Here is a 19,217-nt window from a genome sequence, read left to right on the forward strand (position 1 = left end):
CACCCGTGCCGAGACGGCGCTGACCGCCGGAAGCCCTTCCGACCGGTCAGCGCCGTTCTTCATGCCCGGGCGACGCGCGATCAGCCGTGGCGGCCCCCATCTCCCGTGACGTGACCCGGTCGGGGAAGCGGGAGCGGGCCGGACGGGCGCTGGGCCCGCCTCGCCTCCTGACCTGCGCGATCACCCGCACCACCCGCCCCGCCACGCCCGATGGTGTTCCACCCCACCCCCTGTCCGGGCACGCGCGTCCGTAAGCTCGGGCCGTGACCTCACACGTCTACCTGCTGCGGCACGGGCAAACCGAGTGGTCCGAGAGCGGGCGGCACACCGGGTTGACCGACGTGCCCCTGACCGAGGCCGGGGTGCAGCAGGCCCGGCGGGCCGGCGCGGTGCTGGCGCGGCTGCGCGGCACCGACCTGCCGCCCGCGCTCGTGCTGGCCAGCCCCCGGCAGCGGGCGTGGCGGACCGCCGAGCTGGCCGGGCTGCACGACGTGGAGCGCACCGAGGAGCTCGCCGAGTGGGACTACGGCGACTACGAGGGCCTGACCACGCCGCAGATCCGCGAGACCGACCCCGGCTGGACGGTCTGGACCCACGACGTGCCCAACGGCGAGACGCACGACGAGGTGCACGCGCGCGCCGCGAAGGTGCTGGACCGGGCGCGGCAGGCGTTGTCCGGCGGTGACGTGGTGCTGGTCGGGCACGGGCACTTCAGCCGCGTGCTCATCGCCACCTGGCTCGGCCTGCCGCCCAGCGAGGGCGTCCACTTCGGACTGGACCCGGCCGGCACGACGGTGCTCGGCGACGAGCGCGGCGACCCGCAGGTCCGCCGGCTGAACGTGCCCGCCTGGGAGGTGGACGTTGACTGACCACCGGGTCCGCCGCATCCGCGAGGAGGACGTGCCCGCGGTCGTCGGCCTGGTGGAGGAGCTGGCCGAGTACGAGCGCGCCCGGCACGAGTGCCACCTGACCGCCGAGCAGCTGCACGACGCGCTGTTCCGGCCCTCGCCCGCCCTGTTCGGCCACGTGGCCGAAGTGGACGGTCGGGTCGTCGGCATGGCGTTGTGGTTCCTCAACTTCTCCACCTGGCGCGGCACGCACGGCATCTACCTCGAAGACCTCTACGTGCGACCGGACCAGCGCAAGAGCGGCTTGGGCCGGGCGCTGCTGCGCGCGCTGGCCGAGGAGTGCGTCGCCCGCGGCTACGCGCGGCTGGAGTGGTGGGTGCTCGACTGGAACGCGCCCGCGATCGGCTTCTACAAGTCGCTCGGCGCGATCCCGATGGACGAGTGGACCGTCTTCCGCCTCACCGACGACGCGCTCACCGGACTGGCGCGGGGCGACTGACCGCGACCTGCCGGATCAGCCCCACCCACCAGACGAGCGTGAACGCGATCACGGTCGGGTTCTTCACGAACAGCAGCACGGCCAGGTAGGTCTGCCGCGCCGACTCCGGCAGCAGCCCGCCGACGACCTGCTCCGCGACGACGTCGAACACCAGGAACGCCGCGGTCAGCAGCACGCCCTGCCACAGCAGGCTGCGCCAGTGGCGTGCCGCGAACGACCGGGCGCCCGCCCACGTCAGCCGCTCGCCCCGGGTCGCCGACCGCCAGATCACGGCGACCAGCAGCACCCGTGCGGCCAGCACGACGACCTCCGACGCGAACGCCACCGCGCCCGGCACGTGGTCACCCCGGTTCACCACCAACAACCGCTGCACGGACGCGATCAGCGACAACCCGACGACCACCGCCCAGTGCCGCCGGTAGAACCGCGCCGCCCACCGCGGCACCTCCATCGCCAGCCGGAACTCCGCCATGCCAACCCCTCACCTGCCGAATATTTTAGTTCAGTGTACTGAAATATCGGGCGCGGTAAAGTGACGGCATGGACGGGCGGGACTTCGGGCGCGAGCTGAGCACGGCGGTGGTCGCGTTCCACGAGGCCGTCGGCGCCCGGCTGGGCGTGACGGCGGTGGACCAGCGGGCGCTCGCGCTCATCGCCGGCAAGGGCCCGCTCACGGCGGGCGAGCTGGCCAAGGAGATCAACCTGACCCCCGGCGCGGTCACCGGCCTCGCGGACCGCCTGGAACGCGCGGGCCTGGTGCGGCGCGAGCCCGACCCCGGCGACCGCAGGCGGGTGGTGATCAGCGCGGTCCCCGGCGCGTTCGGGAAGGTCTTCGCGGGTCTGAGCACGGCCATGCAGGAGCTGAGCGCGCGCTACACCCCGGAGGAGCAGCAGATCATCGGGGACTGGGTGGTCCGCACGATCGCCGTGCTGAAGGAGCAGACCCGGCTGCTCACCGAGACCGGGAAGCCCGCACCCGACGGGCCGTGACCACGGGGCCCGAGGTCAGCCGACCGGCCGCTTCACGCCCACCGCGCCGTACGTCACGGCCTCCGCGCCGGTCTCCGGCTCGCCCTCGCCACGCCACTTCGTCGCCAGCACGAGCCCCGGTTCGAGCAGGTCGAACCCGTCGAGCATCGCCTCGACGTCCGACTTGGTCCGCGCCACGATCGGCGACTCGGTCTCGGCGGCCACCCCGACCACCTTGCGCACCAGCTCCGGCTGCTCGTCCGCGGTCAGGTGGGTGAGCACCAGGTAGCTGCCCTCCGGGATCGCGTCGCGGTAGCGGCGGACCAGCTCCACGGGCCGGTCGGCGTCGGCGAGGTAGGGCAGGATCGCCACCATCAGCAGGGCGATCGGCCTGCTCAGGTCGAGCAGCGCGCGCACCTCCGGCGCGTCCAGCACCGCGCCCACGTCCCGGATGTCGGCCTCGGCGATGGCCGCGCCCGCGTTGTCGCGCAGCATCGTGCGGCTGTGGGCGACGGTGGCGGGCTCGTTGTCCACGTACACCACGCGGCACTTCGGGTCGGCCCGCTGGGCGACCTCGTGCACGTTGCCCGCGGTGGGGATGCCGGAACCGAGGTCGAGGAACTGGCGGATGCCGTGCGCCACGCACAGCCGCACGGCCCGGCGCAGGAACGACCGGGTGTGCTGGACCATCGCGGCGGTCGGGATCTCGCTCATGGACCGGTCGGCGAACTCGCGGTCGACCGCGAAGTTGTGCGCTCCGCCGAGGTAGTAGTCGTACAGCCGGGCCACGTTGGGGCGCTCGACGTCACCGCTGGTCGACACCCACCTCGGGGGGTTCTGCACTGCGCACCTCACCCTGCCTGCACCCGGAGCGGCGTGAACGCCTGCCAGACCGTATCTGGCTACTCCGTTCGTGTCCATCTGCCGAGTGTGAACACGCAGGGTGATTGTGACTGGTGGATGCGCCGAACTCAAACGATGGCGCCCCGGCCGAAGGGGCGGCGCAGGGGGAGAGGATCCAACCCCTTCGGCCGGGGAATCCGGTCAGACCCCCGCGTAGGAGCGGATCCAGTCGCGGTAGCGGGTCACGGCGGTGTAGTTCGAGCGGGTCGAGCGGTCGCTGGTGGAGGCCACGCCCACCTGGTAGCGGCGGCCGTCGACCGGGCTGGTGGCGAACATCGGGCCGCCCGAGTCGCCGCCGGCGGCGATGCCGTCGATGCGGGACACCGAAATCGCGATGCCACCCCGGTAGTCACGCCCGTTGACCGACGTCACGCGGGTGTTGGCGTACTTCAGGTAGCGGGACTGGCAGTTGATCTCCGGCTGGTTGGTGCACGTGGCGCCCCAGCCGTAGAGCTGCACGGTCTGGCCGACCTGCACGGCGGTGGTGGTGCCCAGCGGCGCGTAGGTGGCCGAGACCGACCGGTCCAGCCGCGCCAGCGCGAGGTCCACCGACGGGTGCTGGATGATCTGGGTGGCGGTGGCCAGGGTGCCGCCGGTGGTCTGGTCCAGGCTGCCGATGCGGAACGTGTAGGTGCCCGAGCTCGCCACGCAGTGCTGGGCGGTCAGGACCCACGTCGGGGCGATGATGGTGGCCGAGCAGTTCTGCTGGCCGTTGCGGAACAGGCGGGCCGCCCACGGGGCGTCGGTGGCCGTGCCACCGCCGATGATGTACGGCTCGACGCCGCCGGCCTCCTGGGCCGACGCGGTCGGTGCGATCGCGGTCAGGGCGAACGCGGACAGCAGGGCGGTAGTGGCTCCGACCACCGCGGACAGGGCGCGAGTGAATCGCATGGAGTTGTCACCTCAACGAACGCAGGGAGTGGTGAATTCACCACGCACAGCGTCACCTGTTGGAGTGACTCGGACCACCCGCCGTTAGTCGGCGAACAGCCAGCCGATGGTCGCGCGGCCGAATGGCCCCGTACGACCGGATTGCCCTATTCGTCCGACTGTTCGTCGTCCACCCCGAGCGCCCACCGGCGCACCGGGTTCGTGAACAGCAGCACGAGCGTGATCACGACGTACACGCCCAGCAGCGCGCCCCAGAGCTGGCGACCGGACGGCCCGTACATGTACCAGGCGACACCCAGGAGGAGGAGTTGCACGACGATCGAGGGCGTGCGACCCCAGTGCCTGCCGAGCACCAGCCCGCCGCCCGCCGCCAGCACGCCGGCCGACAGCACCGCGAAGTAGGCGGCCTCGCCGAGCACCTCGCCGGACTTCTCCGCGCTGAACGACCGCACCACCAGCGCCACCGCGAAGGCCAACCCGGCCAAGCCCTGCAACGCGGTCAGCGCGCCCGCCACCCGGACGGCCGGTGGGACCTTGCTCTGGGTCGACACGCTCCGCCTTTCAACTGGGCGTTTCCTCACGGTGCGTACTCGTCACGCATCGTAGGCCACCCGGTTGGCGTGTCCCTTTCGACCGCCCCAGGGGCGATGATCACACCAGTCTCTTCGGCGAGCCGGCGGTCGGGCCGGGGTGCACTTGTCGCGAGACGCAGGACCGGAACGCGACACGGAAAGGAGATGTCGGCCACTTTCGTGCGCGAATGCCCCTCCTACCGGGTGACACGCAACCTGTCCGAGGTCACGCGCTGTCCTACCCTGCAGGAGTGCGCGCACTTCTGGTGGTCAACCCGCAGGCGACGGCAACCACGCCTGCCGGTCGGGACGTGCTCGCGCACGCACTGGCCAGCGATGTGAAGCTCGACGTCGTCGAGACGGACTACCGCGGTCACGCGGCGGACGCCGCCGCGCGGGCCGTCGTGGACGGGTACGACCTGGTCGTGGCCCACGGCGGCGACGGCACGGTGAACGAGGTGGTCAACGGCGTGCTGCGCGAGGGCGCGCGGCCCGGCTTGCCCATGCTCGGCGTCGTGCCCGGCGGGTCGGCGAACGTGTTCGCGGGCGCCCTCGGCCTGCCCCGCGACCCCGTCGAGGCCACGTACCGCCTGTTGCAGGCCATCGAGCACGGCACCAGCCGCAAGGTCAGCGTCGGGCGCGTCGCGGCCACCGGCGCGGGTCTCGACCACGACCGCTGGTTCACCTTCAACGCGGGCGTCGGCTGGGACGCCGACGTGGTCGCGGCTGTGGAGGAGCAACGCGCCAAGGGCCGCCAGGCGTCACCCACCCTCTACGCGCGCACCGCGTTGACCAGCTACTTCACCCAGCGCAGGCAGCCGCCGACGCTCACCGTGCAGATCCCCGGCGAAGCGCCGTTCGAGGACGTGCGGTTGGCGTTCATCTCCAACACCGACCCGTGGACCTACCTGGGCGACAAGGCGATCCGGCTCAACCCGAGCACGTCGTTCGACGGCGGTCTCGGCCTGTTCGCGCTCCACGGGATGGGATTGCCGACAGTTCTTCGCTATGTCGCGCATCTCTTGGCCACGGATGGGAACCCCAAAGGCGGGAACCTGCTCCGGCGCGACGACGTCGAGTTCGTCCGGGTGACGAGCCCGGAAGCCGTCAACCTCCAGGTCGACGGCGACTTGCTCGGCGCGTGCACCGAGGTGGAGTTCACCGGTGTGCCGGGCGCGCTCACGGTCGCTGTGTAACCGTGGTGTGACCGCCTCGGTACCCATCCGCGATGTTGTGACCTGGTGTGACGTCGCTGTGTGAAAGCCCAGGTGAACTGAGTCGATCTTTCGGGTGAGTTCACTCACCGGGTTGGGGCTAAACCCTTGACATCCCCGCCGTTCGTGAAAGCATTCACAAGCACCCCAAAACCGACCGCTGACGAGTGGCGCGCCTTCGCGCGCGCCTAGCTGAGGAGTAGTTCCAATGGACTGGCGCCACCGCGCGATCTGCCGCGACGAGGACCCCGAGCTGTTCTTCCCCGTGGGGAACAGCGGTCCTGCGCTCCTGCAGATCGCCGAGGCGAAGACCGTCTGCCGCCGTTGCCCCGTCGTTGCCGACTGCCTCGCGTGGGCGTTGGAGAGCGGCCAGGACGCCGGCGTGTGGGGCGGGATGAGCGAAGACGAGCGTCGCGCCCTCAAGCGCCGCAACGCTCGCACCCGGGCTCGCAGCAACGCCTGAGCCGCAGCCGAGCGCAAGCACACGAAAGGCCCGACACCGTGCCAGGTGTCGGGCCTTTCGCTTGTGTTGCACACCCTCCCGCATGACCACGTGACTCCGCTGAGGTAGGTCGTCACGTGTGCACGGGAGCAGTCTAACGCCGCGCCCTGAGCGGTACGCGCAGGACCGCCTCTGTACCGCCTCGGGGCCGCCTCCGCAAGCTCAACGAGCCCCTGAGTTCGGATTCCACCAGCGTCCTGACGATCTGCAACCCGAGCCGGTCGGTGCGCTCCAGCGAGAAGCCCTGGGGCAGGCCGCGGCCGTCGTCGGAGATCACCACGTCCAGCCACTTGGCCGACCGCTCGGCGTGCACGACGACCTCGCCGCGCTGGCCCGCCGCGTACGCGTGCTCGAACGCGTTCTGCACCAGCTCGGTCAGCACCATCACCAACGGGGTCGCGAGCTCGGCCGGGACGATGCCGAACGGCCCCTCGCGGCGCACCACCACCTGCGACTCGGTGGCGGCCACGTCCGACATCATCGGGATGACCTTGTCCACCACGTCGTCGAGGTCCACCCGCTCGTCCACCGACATGGACAGCGTCTCGTGCACCAGGGCGATGGACGTGACGCGGCGCACCGACTCGGCCAGCGCCTCGCGGGCCTCCTCGCTGCTGGTCCGCCTGCTCTGCAGGCGCAGCAGCGCGGCCACCGTCTGCAGGTTGTTCTTCACCCGGTGGTGGATCTCGCGGATCGTCGCGTCCTTCGACATCAGGGCTCGGTCGCGGCGGCGGACCTCCGTGACGTCGCGGCACAGCACCAGCGCGCCCGCCGCGCTGCCCCGCGGCCGCAGCGGCAGGGCGCGGAACAGCACCGCCGCGCCGCGGCGCGACTCGGCCTCGATGCGCATCGACGGCTGGCCGTCCAGGGCGGACCGGATGCGCTGCGCCACCTCCGTGGCGTCGAACGGGTCACCGATCAGCGACCGCGTCAACGGGGCCAGGTGCACGCCGACCAGGTCGGACGCGTGGCCCATGCGGTGGTAGGCGCTCAGCGCGTTGGGGCTGGCGAACACCACCGCGCCCGAGGCGTCCAGCCGGATCAGGCCGTCACCGACGCGGGGGCTGGTGTGCACGTCCGGGGACGGCTCGGTGGTCGGGAACGTGCCGTCGGAGATCATCTGGCACAGGTCGGCGGCGCTGCCCAGGTAGGAGATCTCCAACGGGCTCGGCACGCGCGGCACGGCCAGGTTCGTGTTGCGGCTGAGCACGCCGATGACCTCGCCGTCGCGCTTGACCGGGATCGCCTCGCGGCGCACCGGCACGCCCAGGTGCCAGCGCGGGTCCTCCTCGCGGCAGATGCGGGCCTCGGTCATGGCGCGGCGCAGCTGGGGGTGCTCCTCGACGTCCACCATGCTGCCCACGACGTCCTCGGGGTGCGCGGTGGGCGCGGTCGTCGGGCGGGCCTGGGCGACGCACAGGAACGTCGTGTCGTCCAGCGGCACCCACATCAGGAAGTCGGCGAAGCTGAGGTCCGACAGCAGCTGCCACTCGGCCACCACGAGTTGCAGGTGGTCGACGGCGCCGCCGGAGAGCTTGGTGTGCTCGGCGAGGAGGTCGGTGAGCGTGGACAGCTACTCCACCACCGCGATGAGGTCGCCTTCCTGGACCACGTCCCCGGCGGACACGGCGATGCGGGTGATCCTGCCTGCGCCCTCGGGGAGGACCGGGATCTCCATCTTCATGCTCTCGAGCAGCACGACCGTGGTCTCGTGCGTGACCTCGTCACCCTCCGCGACGGTGACCTGGGCCACGTTCGCCACGATCTCGGCCCGGATCTCCTCGGCCATGGTCCTCCTTCTCCCGGTCCCATCCAACCACGATTCAGACCCGGTGCCGTGCCCAGGTGACCGCGTGACACACTGACGGGAGGTAGTTCGAGCACTAGGAGAACCCCATGTCGAAGCGTGCCCGCAAGCGCCGCGACCGCAAGAAGGGCGGCGCCAACCACGGGAAGCGCCCCAACGCCTGACCCGTGTCACGGCGTGCGAAGGCCCCGGAGCACCGCTCCGGGGCCTTCGACTTGCCGGGGGTTCGGGGTTACCGGGGTGCCCCGCCGCCGGTCAGCTGTTCGACGTCTCGGTCCTGGTCACCGTCGTGGTGACCTCGACCTCCACCGTCGTCTGCTCCGCCGTCTGGTAGAGCCGGGCGCGCAGCCGCCGCCGCAGCTCCTCGGGGGCGTGCTCGCCGCCGCACTTGCGGGCCAGCAGCGCCTTCAGGTGCTCCTCGATGCCGTACTGCTCCAGGCACGGGTGGCACTCCTCCAGGTGGGTCTGGAGCAGCTCCTTGCGCTTCTCGTCGCACTCGTGGTCGAGGAACAGGTAGACCTCGGACAGGACCTCGGAGCAGTCCGTCTCGTGGGGTTTGCCGCAGCTCATCAGCCCGCCACCTCCTGGTGGCCGTCGCGGATGATGCCGCGCTCGCGCGCGGTGTCCGCCAACTGGTCGCGAAGCTGCCTGCGGCCCCGGTGCAACCGGGACATCACGGTGCCGATGGGGGTGCCCATGATGTCTGCGATCTCCTTGTAGGCGAAGCCCTCCACGTCCGCGAGGTACACCGCGATCCGGAACTCCTCCGGCAGTCGCTGCAAGGCTTCCTTGACGTCTGAGTCCGGCAGCCGGTCCATCGCCTCGACCTCCGCCGACCGCAGCCCGGTCGACGTGTGGCTCTCCGCCTGCGCCAGCTGCCAGTCGGTGATCTCGTCCGTCGGCTGCTGGATCGGCTGGCGCTGCTTCTTGCGGTAGCCGTTGATGTAGGTGTTGGTGAGGATGCGGTACAGCCAGGCCTTGAGGTTCGTGCCCTGCGAGAAGGACGCGAAGGCGGCGTAGGCCTTGAGGTAGGTCTCCTGGACCAGGTCCTCGGCGTCGGCCGGGTTGCGGGTCATCCGCAGGGCCGCCGAGTACAACTGGTCGAGCATCGGCATGGCGTCGCGTTCGAACCTGGCGGCGCGCTCGGCCGTTGTCTCGTCAGTCGGCGTGTCCTGCGTTCGCGTGGCTGGCACCGCGCTCCCTTCCCACCGGCTGGTCAGCGCGGTGGTCGGAACTGTCTGGGACGCAGTCGAGGATACGCGGCGGTCACCCGGACGGCAGTGAGCCGAGCCACGCGGCGGGCGCGCCTTGACCTGCCTGCCGACCTGCTGATCCATCACCTCGGTAGCCACGCTCGCACCAACGCGGCGACCTCGCCGCGCATTCCCCGGCACGGCCTGCACTATCGTGCGCGATCATGGCCGGACGTGGGACGCCCGCCACCGCGTTGCTGGACAAGCAGAAGGTGGCGTACACGCTGCACGCGTACGAGCACGACCCCCGCCACGAGTCGTACGGGCTGGAGGCGGCGGAGGCGTTGCGCATCGCACCCGAACGGGTGTTCAAGACGCTCGTGGCCGAGGTGGACGGCAAGTTGGCCGTCGGCGTGGTCCCCGTCACCGGTCAGCTGGACCTCAAGGCGCTGGCCGCCGCCGTGGGCGGCAAGAAGGCGAAGATGGCCGACGTCACGGCGGCCGAGCGCGCCACCGGGTACGTGGCGGGCGGCATCTCGCCGCTGGGGCAGAAGAAGCGGCTGCCGGTGGCGCTGGACGCCTCGGCGGAGGGCTTCGAGACCGTCTACTGCTCGGCCGGGCGGCGCGGGCTGGAGGTCGAGATCGCGCCGGCGGACCTCGTCCGGTTGACGCAGGCGGTCGTGGCGCCGATCTCGGCCTGACCTACACCTCCAGCGGGCGCAGCACGCGGTCCAGCCACTCGCCCACGGCCCGGCCCACCGCGGCCACGTCGGCCTTCAGGTTGTGGTCGCCGGGCAGCAGCACCACGTCCCGGTGGTGCGCCGCCCCCGGTCGGCCGAACGGGTCGTTCTCGCCCTGCACGACCAGCGTCGCGACCTCGACGCCGTCCAGCTCGGGCATCCGCGTCTTCTCCGGCTTGCCCGGCGGGTGCACCGGGAACGCCAGGCACAGCACCGCCACCGCCTGGCCCTCCGACGACGTCCGGCACGCCACCCGCGCGCCCGACGACCGGCCGCCGAACACCAGCGGCAGGTCGTCGAACCAGGTCGTGCCCAGCGCGTCGGCCACCGCGAGCCACGCCGCGTCGAGCTGCTTGGCGGGCGCGGGCGCGCGGCGGCCGGCCACCCGGTACGGCTGCTCCACCAGCGCCACGTGCACGCCCACGTCCACCGCCGCGCGGGCCGCCGCCACCAGGTCGGGCGCGGCGATCCCGCCGCCCGCGCCGTGCCCGAGCAGCAGCGCGGCGCGGCTCTCCGAGGCGCAGTGCAGCTCGGCCCGCGCCGGGCCGTACGGGGTGTCGACCACCCGCGAGGTCATGTCAGCTCGAACAACGTGGGCTCGGGCTTCTCGGACTCCCCCAGCGCGACCGCGTCCATCAGCGACGGGTCGTTGTTCTTGATGCTGTTGACCTTCATCGACACCGGGCGCAGCTCCAGCGCGTCGACCAGTCCCAGGTCGGGCTGGAGCAGGTCCTTGGGGTCGGCGTTGTCCGGGTCGAGCCACGCCGCCCAGCGGTCCTTCGGCAGCACCAGCGGCATCCGGTGGTGCACGGAGGCCATCTCGCCGATCGCGTCCGTGGTGAGCACGGCGCAGGTGATGACGGGCTTGCGCTCGTCGCCCTCCTGCTGCCACCACACCGACCAGATCCCGGCCAGGGCCAGGCTGGAGCCGTCGCCGGGATTGATGAAGTACGGCTGCTTGCGGCCCTCGCCGGGCTGCCACTCGTACCAGCCGTCGGCCGGGACGATGCACCGGCGCTTGGCCGCCGAGTCGCGGTAGGCGGGCTTGTCCAGCACGCTCTCCGCCCGCGCGTTGATCATCTTCGCCGCGCCGGACAGGTCCTTGGCCCAGTGCGGCACCAGGCCCCACCGCATCACGCGGATGCTGCGCTCGGTCGTCTCCGGGTCGGGGTTGCCCTCGTCGTCGCGCGGGTGCCGCTCGACCACCGCGAGCACCTGCTTGGTCGGCGCCACGTTGTAGTCCGGCCCGGGCGCCGCGCCCTCGGTGCCGTCGACCGCGTCGAACTCCGCCGCGAGCAGCGCCGGGTTCTTGGTGGACGCGTACCTGCCGCACACACCGATCACCTCTCCACGGGTCACCCTCGGGCAGTGCCATCGTCGCACGTCGGAAAGCCCGGTGCGAGCTGTCGACCACCCGATGCGGAATCATCAGGCCATGACTCAGCAGTGGTCCGCTCCCACCGCCGACGGCCCGGTCGACGCGACGGTACCCGTGCCCGGCTCCAAGTCGATCACCAACCGCGCGCTCGTGCTCGCCGCCCTGGCCGACCGCGCGTCCACCCTGCACGCCCCGCTGCGCAGCCGCGACACGAACCTGATGGTCGCCGCGCTGCGGTCGCTCGGCGTCGACGTCGCCGACGGCCCCGACGGTTCCTGGCTGGTCACGCCGCACGAGATGCGCGGCCCGGCGCAGGTCGACTGCGGCCTCGCGGGCACCGTGATGCGGTTCCTGCCGCCCGCCGCCGCGCTCGCGGTCGGCGACATCACCTTCGACGGCGACCCGCACGCGCGGACCCGGCCGATGACCACGATCCTGGACGCCATGCGCGCGCTGGGCGCCGACGTGGCGGGCGCCGCGCTGCCGTTCACGCTGCACGGCAAGGGCGGCGTGCCCGGCGGTGAGGTCACCATCGACGCGTCGGCGTCGTCCCAGTTCGTGTCGGGGCTGCTGCTGTCGGGCGCGCGGTACGAGAGCGGCGTGACGGTGCGCCACTCGGGCAAGCCGGTGCCGTCGCTGCCGCACATCGAGATGACCGTGACCATGCTGCGGCAGGCGGGCGTCGTGGTGGACGACGCGACGCCCGACGTGTGGCGGGTCGAGCCGGGCGCGGTGCGGGGCCGGGAGTGGCACGTGGAGCCGGACCTGTCCAACGCCACGCCGTTCCTGGCGGCGGCGGCCGTGACGGGCGGTCGGGTGACGATCCCCGGCTGGCCCGCGGAGACGACCCAGCCGGGCGGGGCGGCGCGGGAGCTGTTCGAGCGGATGGGCTGCCACGTCACGCTGTCGGACGCGGGCCTGGAGCTGCGCGGGCCCGACCGGTTGACCGGGATCGACGTGGACCTGCGCGACGAGAGCGAGCTGACGCCGACCGTGGCGGCGCTGGCGGCGCTCGCCGACGGCCCCAGCCGCATCCGCGGCGTCGCGCACATCCGCGGCCACGAGACGGACCGGATCGCCGCGCTCGCCGCCGAGATCAACCGGGTGGGCGGCGACGCGGTGGAGACCGAGGACGGCCTGGTCATCACACCGCGCCCCCTGCGCGGGGACGTGTGGCGGGCCTACGCCGACCACCGGATGGCCACGGCCGGCGCGATCATCGGCCTGGTGGTCGAGGGCGTGTCGGTGGACGACATCGGGTCGACCACCAAGACGATCCCGGACTTCCCGGGGATGTGGGCGGCCATGCTGTCGCAGCCGGGAGCGCGCTGACGTGGCACGCGGCGACTGGCGGCGGTTGGACGAGTCCGACGTGCGGGTGCGACCGGGCAAGGGGACCCGGCCGCGCAGCAAGCGCAGGCCGGAGCACGCGGACGCGGTGCCCGCCATGGTCGTCGGGGTCGACCGGGGGCGGTGGACGTGCGCGCTGGACGACGACCCGGCGCGGTTGGTCGTCGCCATGCGCGCACGGGAACTCGGCCGCACACCGGTCGTCGTGGGCGACCAGGTGGGGCTGGTCGGCGACACGTCCGGTCAGCCGGACACGCTGGCGCGGATCGTGCGGGTGGAGGAGCGGCGCAGCGTGCTGCGGCGCACGGCCGACGACACCGACCCGTTCGAGCGGGTGGTGGTGGCCAACGCCGGGCAGCTGGTGATCGTGTCGGCGCTGGCGGACCCGCAGCCGCGCCGAGGTTTCATCGACCGCTGCCTGGTGGCGGCCTACGCGGGCGGCCTGGAACCGCTGCTGTGCCTGACGAAGTCGGACCTCGCGCCACCGGACGAGCTGGTCGCCGCGTACGCCGAGCTGGACCTGCCGGTGGTCGTGACGCGGTCGGACCAGGACCCGGAGGAGCTGCGGTCCCGGCTGGTGAACCGGTTGTCGGCGCTGATCGGGCACTCGGGCGTGGGCAAGTCGACGCTGGTGAACAAGCTGGTGCCCGACGCGCACCGGGCGGTCGGGGTGGTGAGCGGCGTCGGCAAGGGCCGCCACACGTCCACGCAGACGGTCGCGCTGCCGTTGCCCGAGGGCGGCTGGGCCGTGGACACGCCCGGCATCCGGTCGTTCGGCCTGGCGCACATCACGCCGGACGACATCGTCGGCGCGTTCCCGGACATGAAGGCGATGGCCGAGGAGTGCCCGTCGGGCTGCGGCCACCTGGGCGAACCGGACGACCCCGACTGCATGCTGGACGAGCTCGTCCGCACGGGTGAGGCATCCCCCGGCCGCCTGGCCTCCCTGCGCCGCCTCCTCGCCTCCCGCGGCAAACTGGAGGAATACGACTAACCCCGCGAGTCCTACGCCCAGGTCGCGTGTGTCCTACGTTCAGAACCCCCGAGTTCAACACTCAGAACGCGCGCTCGGCGTGGTGGTGGGAGCTCACGGGGGTCGGCGGCAACAGCGGAGCGTCACGGCCGGCACGGCCGGGTGGGTACGCCCGCGCTGTTCGGTTGCCCGGATCGGGTGGCGCCGTGACCGCTTCCATGGGCCCGTCACCGTCACTGGTAGTACGGTGCCCAGCCGTGGCGAAGGTGACTGGCATCGGCGGCGTGTTCCTGCGCGCCCGCAACCCCGAGCGGATGGCCGAGTGGTACCGCCGGCACCTGGGCGTGCCGATGAGCGACGGCGGCGCCATCACGTTCCACTGGGGTGAGGCCGAGACGACGACGTTCGCCCTGTTCGCCAATGACACGGACTACTTCGGCGAGCCGGGCCAACGCGCCATGATCAACCTCCGGGTCGACGACCTGGGCGAGCTGCTGGCGCAGTTGCGCAGCCGAGGGGTCGAGGTGCTGCCGCAGACCGAGGACTCCGAGTACGGGCGGTTCGGGTGGTGCGTCGACCCCGAGGGCAACCGGATCGAGCTGTGGCAGCCGGCGGATGGCATGTGACGGCTTGGCGGGGGCGGAGAGGTTGAAAGAGCAGAAGATCAAAAGCGACCCGCCCCTACATCAACTCCAACAGGAACGGCAGCTCCTGCGGCGCGTACCAGGCCAACTCGTGGTCCTCCGCCCCGCCCAGCGCGAACTCCGCGTCCGGATCACCCAGGTCCGCCGCGTCGATCACCTCCGCCGCCGCGCGCACGTCCTCCTCCGCCTCCGACGTGTCCAAGTGGATCGCGGCAACGGCCTTCATCGGCACCGGGGCCGACAGCTTCACCACCGAGAAGTCCAGGTCCGGCCTCAGCTTCACGTCGTCGACGTCCGCCGACACGACCGCACGCCTCGGCACGGCCTTCTCGTCGCCCGCGATCAACCGCAGCGAACCCCGTGCCGCGTCGAGCATGGCCGAGTACTCCAGCTCCTCCGTGTCACCGGTCGCGTAGGACTCGCGCAACGCGGGCGTCAGCGCGAACGCCGTGCCGCCCACGGCGACGAACTCGCCCTTCTCCGCCAAGTCGCGCAACATCGCGACGGTCGCCGGGAGGTACACCCTCATGCGGACACCGTTCCCATCAGTTCCTCCACCGACTCCTCGACCATCGCCGCCAGCACGTCCACATCGGACATCGCGTCACGGTCGGCGTTCAGGCCGAAGTACACGCCACCGTCATAAGACGTCACGCCGATCGAGAGCGCCTGGTTCTTCGCCAGGGGCACAACCGGGAACATCTCGATCATCTTCGCCCCCGCCGCGTACAGCGGCACCTGGGGACCGGGCACGTTCGTCACCACCACGTTGAACAGCCGCCGCGAGAACGACGACGCCGCCCGCGCGCCCAACGCGTGCAACGTCGGCGGCGCGAAGCCGGAGAACCGCACCAAGGTCTGCGCCGCCACCGACTGCCCCGACTCCTGGTGCGCGCGCATCGCGTGCGACACGTGGTGCAGCCGCACGACCGGGTTCGGCTCGCCCACCGGCAGGTCGACCAGGTACGCCGACACCTGCGTCTCGTCGTCGCGCACCGACATCGGGGCCATCGCCCGGATCGTGGTGCCCGCCGACACGACCTCGCCGCGCGACAGCAGCCAGTTCCGCAACGCGCCCGACAACACCGCCAGCACGCCGTCGTTGACCGTGCCGCCGTGCGCGCGCCGGATGGCGCGGAACACGTCCAGCCTGGTCCGCGCCACCGCGAACCGCCGCTGCGGCGAGATCCGCACGTTCAACGGGCTGCCGGGCGCGGGCGTCGCGGCGGTCCGCACCGCCGACGCCAACCCGCCGAACACCCCGGCGACCTTGCGCACGGTCGCGACCGTGTCCATCGCCGCCGAGCGGACGTTCTCCACCACCTCGCCGGGCCGCTGCACGGCTTCCGCGACCGCGTCGGCCACCAGCTGCAACCCGCTGGGCTCCGGCGACGGCATCCACAGCGACTCCACCGGCGGCCGGGGCGTGGCGGACACGTCGAGCATCACCTGCCCGATCTCCGGCGCGCCGATGCCGTCCACCATCGCCTGGTGGGTCTTGGTGATCACCGCGGTCCGGTTCCGGGCCAGGCCCTCGACCAGGTAGACCTCCCACAACGGCCGGGTGTGGTCCAGCGGGCGGGACATCAACCTCGCCACCAGGTCGTGCAACTGCTGGTCGCTGCCCGGTTTCGGCAACGCCGACCGCCGCACGTGGTAGGTGACGTCGAAGTCCGCGTCGTCCACCCACACCGGCCGCGCGAGCCGCCCGGGCACGTGCACGACCTTCTGCCGGTACCGGGGCACCAGCGACAGCCGCTGCTCGATCAGGTCGACCAGGCGGTCGTAGTCGAAGCCCGTGCGCGGTCGCCGGAACACCGCCACCCCACCGACGTGCATCGGCGTCGTGGAGTCCTCCAGGTACAGGAACGAGGCGTCCAGCGCGGACAGGCGGTCGGGCATGCGGTCCAGGCTAGTCGGTGCAGTCGCGCACCAGCCGGTGCACGGCGCTGACCTCGGCTTCGTCGCGCTCGTGCCGGGCCAGCCTGATCGCCGCGGCGGCCGGCATCGCGCGCCGCGCCTCCACCCGCACCGAGTGGTCGACCCCGGCGAGGAACCCGCGCACCATCCGCGACCGGGCGAGCCGCTTGAACGGCCGCAGCGGCGCGACCGCCATCGCCAGCCAGCTCAGCGCGACGTCGACCTTCCGGTCACCCTTGCGCGCGCTGCCCCAGTCGACCACGACCGCGCCCTCCGGCCCCAGCACCACGTTGCCGGGGTGCAGGTCGAGGTGCAGCAGGTCGCCGTCACCGGGCAGGAAGGTCGGCGCGGGCACGCCGTCGAGCCTGCGGTGCAGCTCGGCCAGCTCCCGGCCCAACGCGCCCGCGCGCCACGGCTTGGCGTCCAGTTCCTGCGACATGCGCGGGCCGGGCACGTACTCCATGACCAGGTCCGTCTCCGACGCGTCGGCCACCCTGGGCACCGGTATGCCGTGCCGCCGCAGGTAACGCATCAGCTCGGCCTCGGGCCCCAGGTCGCGGCCCGCCCGGCTGCGCTTGACCAGCAGGCCGTCGGGACGCAGGTAGACGTCCGCCTCCCGGCCGCTGGCCAGCAGACGGTGCGCCTCGTCGCGCGATGTCATGTGACGATCATCATGATTGACAGCGAAGAAACAAGCCCCAAACGGGTAGAGGACACTTGTTCCGTGGATGTGTCACCCAAGGACAAGTTCGTCACCGTGTACGGCCGCAAGCCCGTGCTGGAGGCGTTGGACGACCCGCGGCTCGAGGTCGACAAGGTCGTGCTCGCCGACACGGCCCGCGGCCCGGCCGCCCGGGAGATCCTGGACGCGGCCGGTCGGCGTGGCGTCGCGGTGCAGCGGGCTTCCGCGCAGCGGGTCAAGGTGCTAGCCGGGAACGGCAAGCAGGACCAGGGCGTGCTGGCGGACGTCGTCGCGCCGCGGATGCGGCCGTTGGCTGCGGCGTTGCGGGACCGGCCGCGGTCGGTGCTGGTGCTCGACGGCATCACCACCCCGGCGAACGTCGGCATGATCCTGCGCACGGCGACGGCGGCGGGGATGGACGGCATCGTCGTGCCGCGGCGGGGTGTCGCGTCGATCGACCCGATGGTGGTCAAGGCGTCGGCGGGGGTGGCGTTCCGGGCCCCGGTGCTGCGGTGCGCGACGGCGGCGGAGGCCGTGGCCGAGTTGCGGGAGGCCGGTTACCCGGTGTTCGCGCTGGACGCGGCGGCGCGGTCGTCGGTGTACTCGGCGGAGTTGCCGGCGCGGGCGGCGTTCGTGCTGGGCAGTGAGACGGCCGGGATCTCCGACGACGTGCGGCCGCACGTGACCGGGTGGTTGTCGATCCCGATGGCGGCCGGGGTGGAGTCGTTGAACGTGGCCAGCGCGGCGGCGGTGCTGTGCTTCGAGGTGGTCCGCCGGCGGGTGTCGTAGGCGCTCGGGCGCGCGGGTGCGCAGCGCGGGTGCCGGAGGGCCGCTCAGACACCCGCGCTGCCTAACCCGGCTGATCGGCGGCTCACCACAGCCACCCGACGCGGTACCCGTCGGGCCGTCCCGATCAGCCCTCGACGTCCCGCACCCGCGCCCCTCGTACGGCACCGGGTGCGGAACAGCAGCACGCGGTCGTGCTGTTCATCGCGTGACATCCGTCCGTATCGCTCAGAACGTACGGTGGAAGTCGAGTGAGCGGCAATTCACCGCCCAGGTGCATTGTTCGTGGCCGTTCGTGACCGATTAACCCTGCAGAGGGATCTGGAGCAAAGTTTCGAGTTCCTCGAGCGTGGAATGCACGGACTGGTGGTGCACGCCGACCATTCCGGCGGCCGCCGCGCCCCGGACGTTGACGGCGAGGTCGTCCACGAAGACGCACTCGTGGGCCGGGAGGCCGAGCCGTTCGGCGGCGAGCAGGTAGATGCGGCGGTCGGGTTTCGCCATGCCGACCTCGCCGGAGGTGATGACGACGTCGAACAGGCCCTCCCAGCCCGCCGGCCGTCGCCACAGGAAGTCGGCGTTGGAGAGCATCGCGGTGAGGATGCCCTGGTGACGAGCCTGGCGCGTGGCCGAGAGCAGGGGCGGTTCGGCGGCCGCGTGGTCGTCGCCGAGGTCCGTCAGGACACCGCCGAAGTCCAGAACCAGTCCCCGCACCGTGCCTCCATCGGGTGATCTTGGTACGAAACCCGGGGTGTCCGCCCTCGGTTCAGCATGCCACCTCAACTGCGCGCCCTGGCGTCGACGAAGCCGACCGACACCGACAACGCCCCGCCCACCCCCTCACCGGCCGCGCCCACCCTCACCCCGCTCGACGCCCGCCACTTCCTGTTCCCACTGGTGGAGGCCCTGAGTGGCCGCCGACCACCGAAACAACTGTCGGCCACCTTCACCCCGCGCGCCCTGTCCACCGTGACCAGCGCCGCCACCCCGACCCAAACCCGCCTGGGCCGCTACCGCCTGTGCCACGTGTCGGCGGACGCGGCGGAACTGGCGGGCACCCTCCACCTGCCCACCAAAGTCCGCGCCTTCGCCGCCCGGGTCGAACGCCAAGGCTCCCGCTGGCACTGCACCGAATTCCACCTGCTCCCCTAACGCCAGCCGAACACGATCGAGTGACATTTACTCAAAAATGTACGGAAACACTGTTCTCGTACCTCGGTTGTTAATACGGAGCCCCGCAACCACCCCCGACCGCTTCGACCACCCCGCCGCAGTCAGGCCCCAGAGGAGCCACAAATGACGCCCCCGACACCGCTGAGACGCTCGACGCAACCCGACCGCCACCG

The 19,217-nt window shown here is 71.9% G+C and carries 26 protein-coding genes; 12 read left to right on the forward strand and 14 right to left on the reverse strand.

Features of this window, described 5'->3' with window-relative positions; genetic code table 11:
* The first annotated feature begins 263 nt into the window (after positions 1 to 263).
* Together LZG04_RS31465 and LZG04_RS31470 are read left to right on the forward strand one after the other, a co-directional pair.
* Positions 264 to 869, forward strand: coding sequence for a histidine phosphatase family protein (locus tag LZG04_RS31465; protein ID WP_233823805.1), 606 nt, complete (start codon positions 264 to 266; stop codon positions 867 to 869).
* Positions 862 to 1,347: a GNAT family N-acetyltransferase gene (locus tag LZG04_RS31470; RefSeq protein ID WP_233823807.1), complete on the forward strand. Its 486-nt coding sequence runs from the start codon at positions 862 to 864 to the stop codon at positions 1,345 to 1,347. The genes LZG04_RS31465 and LZG04_RS31470 overlap by 8 nt, the downstream gene beginning before the upstream one ends.
* Here the strand turns inward: LZG04_RS31470 and LZG04_RS31475 are convergent.
* On the reverse strand, positions 1,322 to 1,819 hold the full coding sequence (locus tag LZG04_RS31475; RefSeq protein WP_233823809.1) for a hypothetical protein: 498 nt from the start codon (positions 1,817 to 1,819) through the stop codon (positions 1,322 to 1,324). The two genes, LZG04_RS31470 and LZG04_RS31475, sit on opposite strands and share 26 nt — an antisense overlap.
* A gap of 68 nt (positions 1,820 to 1,887) precedes the next feature.
* Between LZG04_RS31475 and LZG04_RS31480 the strand changes: the two genes are divergently transcribed.
* On the forward strand, positions 1,888 to 2,337 hold the full coding sequence (locus LZG04_RS31480) for a MarR family transcriptional regulator (protein ID WP_233823811.1): 450 nt from the start codon (positions 1,888 to 1,890) through the stop codon (positions 2,335 to 2,337).
* Between the two features lie 15 nt (positions 2,338 to 2,352).
* Here LZG04_RS31480 and LZG04_RS31485 read toward each other — a convergent pair whose 3' ends face one another.
* From LZG04_RS31485 to LZG04_RS31495, 3 genes are all read right to left on the reverse strand, one after another.
* Positions 2,353 to 3,159, reverse strand: coding sequence for an SAM-dependent methyltransferase (locus LZG04_RS31485; RefSeq protein ID WP_233823814.1), 807 nt, complete (start codon positions 3,157 to 3,159; stop codon positions 2,353 to 2,355).
* Positions 3,160 to 3,360: 201 nt separating this feature from the next.
* A complete protein-coding gene (locus tag LZG04_RS31490; RefSeq protein ID WP_233823816.1) occupies positions 3,361 to 4,110 on the reverse strand; it encodes a trypsin-like serine protease in 750 nt (249 codons plus the stop codon).
* Between the two features lie 146 nt (positions 4,111 to 4,256).
* Positions 4,257 to 4,661, reverse strand: coding sequence for a hypothetical protein (locus LZG04_RS31495; protein WP_233823818.1), 405 nt, complete (start codon positions 4,659 to 4,661; stop codon positions 4,257 to 4,259).
* 272 nt (positions 4,662 to 4,933) lie between these two features.
* Here LZG04_RS31495 and LZG04_RS31500 point away from each other — a divergent pair, with 272 nt between their 5' ends.
* Both LZG04_RS31500 and LZG04_RS31505 read left to right on the forward strand, forming a co-directional pair.
* Entirely contained in the window at positions 4,934 to 5,878 is a 945-nt protein-coding gene (locus tag LZG04_RS31500; protein WP_233823820.1) for a diacylglycerol kinase family protein, read from the forward strand.
* Between the two features lie 226 nt (positions 5,879 to 6,104).
* Positions 6,105 to 6,359, forward strand: a complete 255-nt coding sequence (locus LZG04_RS31505) for a WhiB family transcriptional regulator (RefSeq protein WP_233823822.1) — start codon at positions 6,105 to 6,107, stop codon at positions 6,357 to 6,359.
* Positions 6,360 to 6,492: 133 nt separating this feature from the next.
* Here the strand turns inward: LZG04_RS31505 and LZG04_RS31510 are convergent, their stop codons facing one another.
* Together LZG04_RS31510 and LZG04_RS31515 are read right to left on the reverse strand one after the other, a co-directional pair.
* Positions 6,493 to 7,971: a PAS domain-containing sensor histidine kinase gene (locus tag LZG04_RS31510; RefSeq protein ID WP_233824207.1), complete on the reverse strand. Its 1,479-nt coding sequence runs from the start codon at positions 7,969 to 7,971 to the stop codon at positions 6,493 to 6,495.
* Positions 7,972 to 8,187, reverse strand: a complete 216-nt coding sequence (locus tag LZG04_RS31515; protein ID WP_233823824.1) for a biotin/lipoyl-binding carrier protein — start codon at positions 8,185 to 8,187, stop codon at positions 7,972 to 7,974.
* Positions 8,188 to 8,294: 107 nt separating this feature from the next.
* Here LZG04_RS31515 and LZG04_RS43155 point away from each other — a divergent pair, with 107 nt between their 5' ends.
* On the forward strand, positions 8,295 to 8,369 hold the full coding sequence (locus LZG04_RS43155) for a 50S ribosomal protein bL37 (protein WP_096498094.1): 75 nt from the start codon (positions 8,295 to 8,297) through the stop codon (positions 8,367 to 8,369).
* Between the two features lie 91 nt (positions 8,370 to 8,460).
* On the opposite strand, the gene rsrA is transcribed toward LZG04_RS43155, so the two are convergent.
* Positions 8,461 to 8,775 (reverse strand): mycothiol system anti-sigma-R factor, encoded by a 315-nt coding sequence (rsrA, locus tag LZG04_RS31520; RefSeq protein ID WP_233823826.1) that lies wholly within the window; start codon positions 8,773 to 8,775, stop codon positions 8,461 to 8,463.
* Positions 8,775 to 9,398, reverse strand: a complete 624-nt coding sequence (locus LZG04_RS31525) for a sigma-70 family RNA polymerase sigma factor (RefSeq protein ID WP_141980630.1) — start codon at positions 9,396 to 9,398, stop codon at positions 8,775 to 8,777. Before LZG04_RS31525 ends, rsrA begins: the two co-directional genes overlap by 1 nt.
* 224 nt (positions 9,399 to 9,622) lie before the next feature.
* On the opposite strand from LZG04_RS31525, the gene ybaK reads away from it, so the two are divergent.
* Positions 9,623 to 10,099 (forward strand): Cys-tRNA(Pro) deacylase, encoded by a 477-nt coding sequence (ybaK, locus tag LZG04_RS31530; RefSeq protein ID WP_233823828.1) that lies wholly within the window; start codon positions 9,623 to 9,625, stop codon positions 10,097 to 10,099.
* Position 10,100: 1 nt separating this feature from the next.
* Here ybaK and LZG04_RS31535 read toward each other — a convergent pair whose 3' ends face one another.
* Positions 10,101 to 10,715: an alpha/beta family hydrolase gene (locus tag LZG04_RS31535; protein ID WP_233823830.1), complete on the reverse strand. Its 615-nt coding sequence runs from the start codon at positions 10,713 to 10,715 to the stop codon at positions 10,101 to 10,103.
* Positions 10,712 to 11,473, reverse strand: coding sequence for an SOS response-associated peptidase (locus LZG04_RS31540; RefSeq protein ID WP_233823832.1), 762 nt, complete (start codon positions 11,471 to 11,473; stop codon positions 10,712 to 10,714). Before LZG04_RS31540 ends, LZG04_RS31535 begins: the two co-directional genes overlap by 4 nt.
* A gap of 100 nt (positions 11,474 to 11,573) precedes the next feature.
* Between LZG04_RS31540 and aroA the strand changes: the two genes are divergently transcribed.
* The 3 genes from aroA (at position 11,574) to LZG04_RS31555 (ending at position 14,465) form a co-directional block, all read left to right on the forward strand.
* Positions 11,574 to 12,848, forward strand: a complete 1,275-nt coding sequence (gene aroA / locus LZG04_RS31545; protein ID WP_233823834.1) for a 3-phosphoshikimate 1-carboxyvinyltransferase — start codon at positions 11,574 to 11,576, stop codon at positions 12,846 to 12,848.
* 1 nt (position 12,849) lies between these two features.
* Positions 12,850 to 13,860, forward strand: a complete 1,011-nt coding sequence (gene rsgA, locus LZG04_RS31550; RefSeq protein WP_233823836.1) for a ribosome small subunit-dependent GTPase A — start codon at positions 12,850 to 12,852, stop codon at positions 13,858 to 13,860.
* 236 nt (positions 13,861 to 14,096) lie between these two features.
* The gene (locus LZG04_RS31555; RefSeq protein WP_233823838.1) at positions 14,097 to 14,465 is read left to right on the forward strand and encodes a VOC family protein; all 369 of its coding nucleotides are present in this window, start codon (positions 14,097 to 14,099) and stop codon (positions 14,463 to 14,465) included.
* A 55-nt stretch (positions 14,466 to 14,520) separates the two neighbouring features.
* Here LZG04_RS31555 and LZG04_RS31560 read toward each other — a convergent pair whose 3' ends face one another.
* From LZG04_RS31560 to LZG04_RS31570, 3 genes are read right to left on the reverse strand one after another with little or no spacing between them, the layout of a single operon-like run.
* Positions 14,521 to 15,012, reverse strand: coding sequence for a hypothetical protein (locus tag LZG04_RS31560; protein ID WP_233823840.1), 492 nt, complete (start codon positions 15,010 to 15,012; stop codon positions 14,521 to 14,523).
* Complete coding sequence (locus tag LZG04_RS31565; RefSeq protein WP_233823842.1) at positions 15,009 to 16,385, reverse strand: wax ester/triacylglycerol synthase family O-acyltransferase; 1,377 nt, start codon at positions 16,383 to 16,385, stop codon at positions 15,009 to 15,011. The genes LZG04_RS31560 and LZG04_RS31565 overlap by 4 nt, the downstream gene beginning before the upstream one ends.
* Before the next feature lie 10 nt (positions 16,386 to 16,395).
* Positions 16,396 to 17,064 (reverse strand): phosphotransferase, encoded by a 669-nt coding sequence (locus LZG04_RS31570; protein ID WP_233823844.1) that lies wholly within the window; start codon positions 17,062 to 17,064, stop codon positions 16,396 to 16,398.
* Positions 17,065 to 17,127: 63 nt separating this feature from the next.
* On the opposite strand from LZG04_RS31570, the gene LZG04_RS31575 reads away from it, so the two are divergent.
* Positions 17,128 to 17,874 (forward strand): TrmH family RNA methyltransferase, encoded by a 747-nt coding sequence (locus LZG04_RS31575; RefSeq protein ID WP_374202930.1) that lies wholly within the window; start codon positions 17,128 to 17,130, stop codon positions 17,872 to 17,874.
* A 300-nt stretch (positions 17,875 to 18,174) separates the two neighbouring features.
* Here LZG04_RS31575 and LZG04_RS31580 read toward each other — a convergent pair whose 3' ends face one another.
* Positions 18,175 to 18,585 carry an HAD-IA family hydrolase gene (locus LZG04_RS31580; protein WP_233823848.1) on the reverse strand — a complete coding sequence of 137 codons (411 nt, stop codon included), beginning with the start codon at positions 18,583 to 18,585 and terminating at the stop codon, positions 18,175 to 18,177.
* A 57-nt stretch (positions 18,586 to 18,642) separates the two neighbouring features.
* On the opposite strand from LZG04_RS31580, the gene LZG04_RS31585 reads away from it, so the two are divergent.
* Entirely contained in the window at positions 18,643 to 19,023 is a 381-nt protein-coding gene (locus LZG04_RS31585; protein WP_233823851.1) for an Rv3235 family protein, read from the forward strand.
* The last annotated feature ends 194 nt before the right edge of the window (positions 19,024 to 19,217 follow it).

The sequence above is a fragment of the Saccharothrix sp. S26 genome, from assembly GCF_021390395.1.
In the GTDB taxonomy this organism is placed as follows: Bacteria; Actinomycetota; Actinomycetes; order Mycobacteriales; family Pseudonocardiaceae; genus Actinosynnema.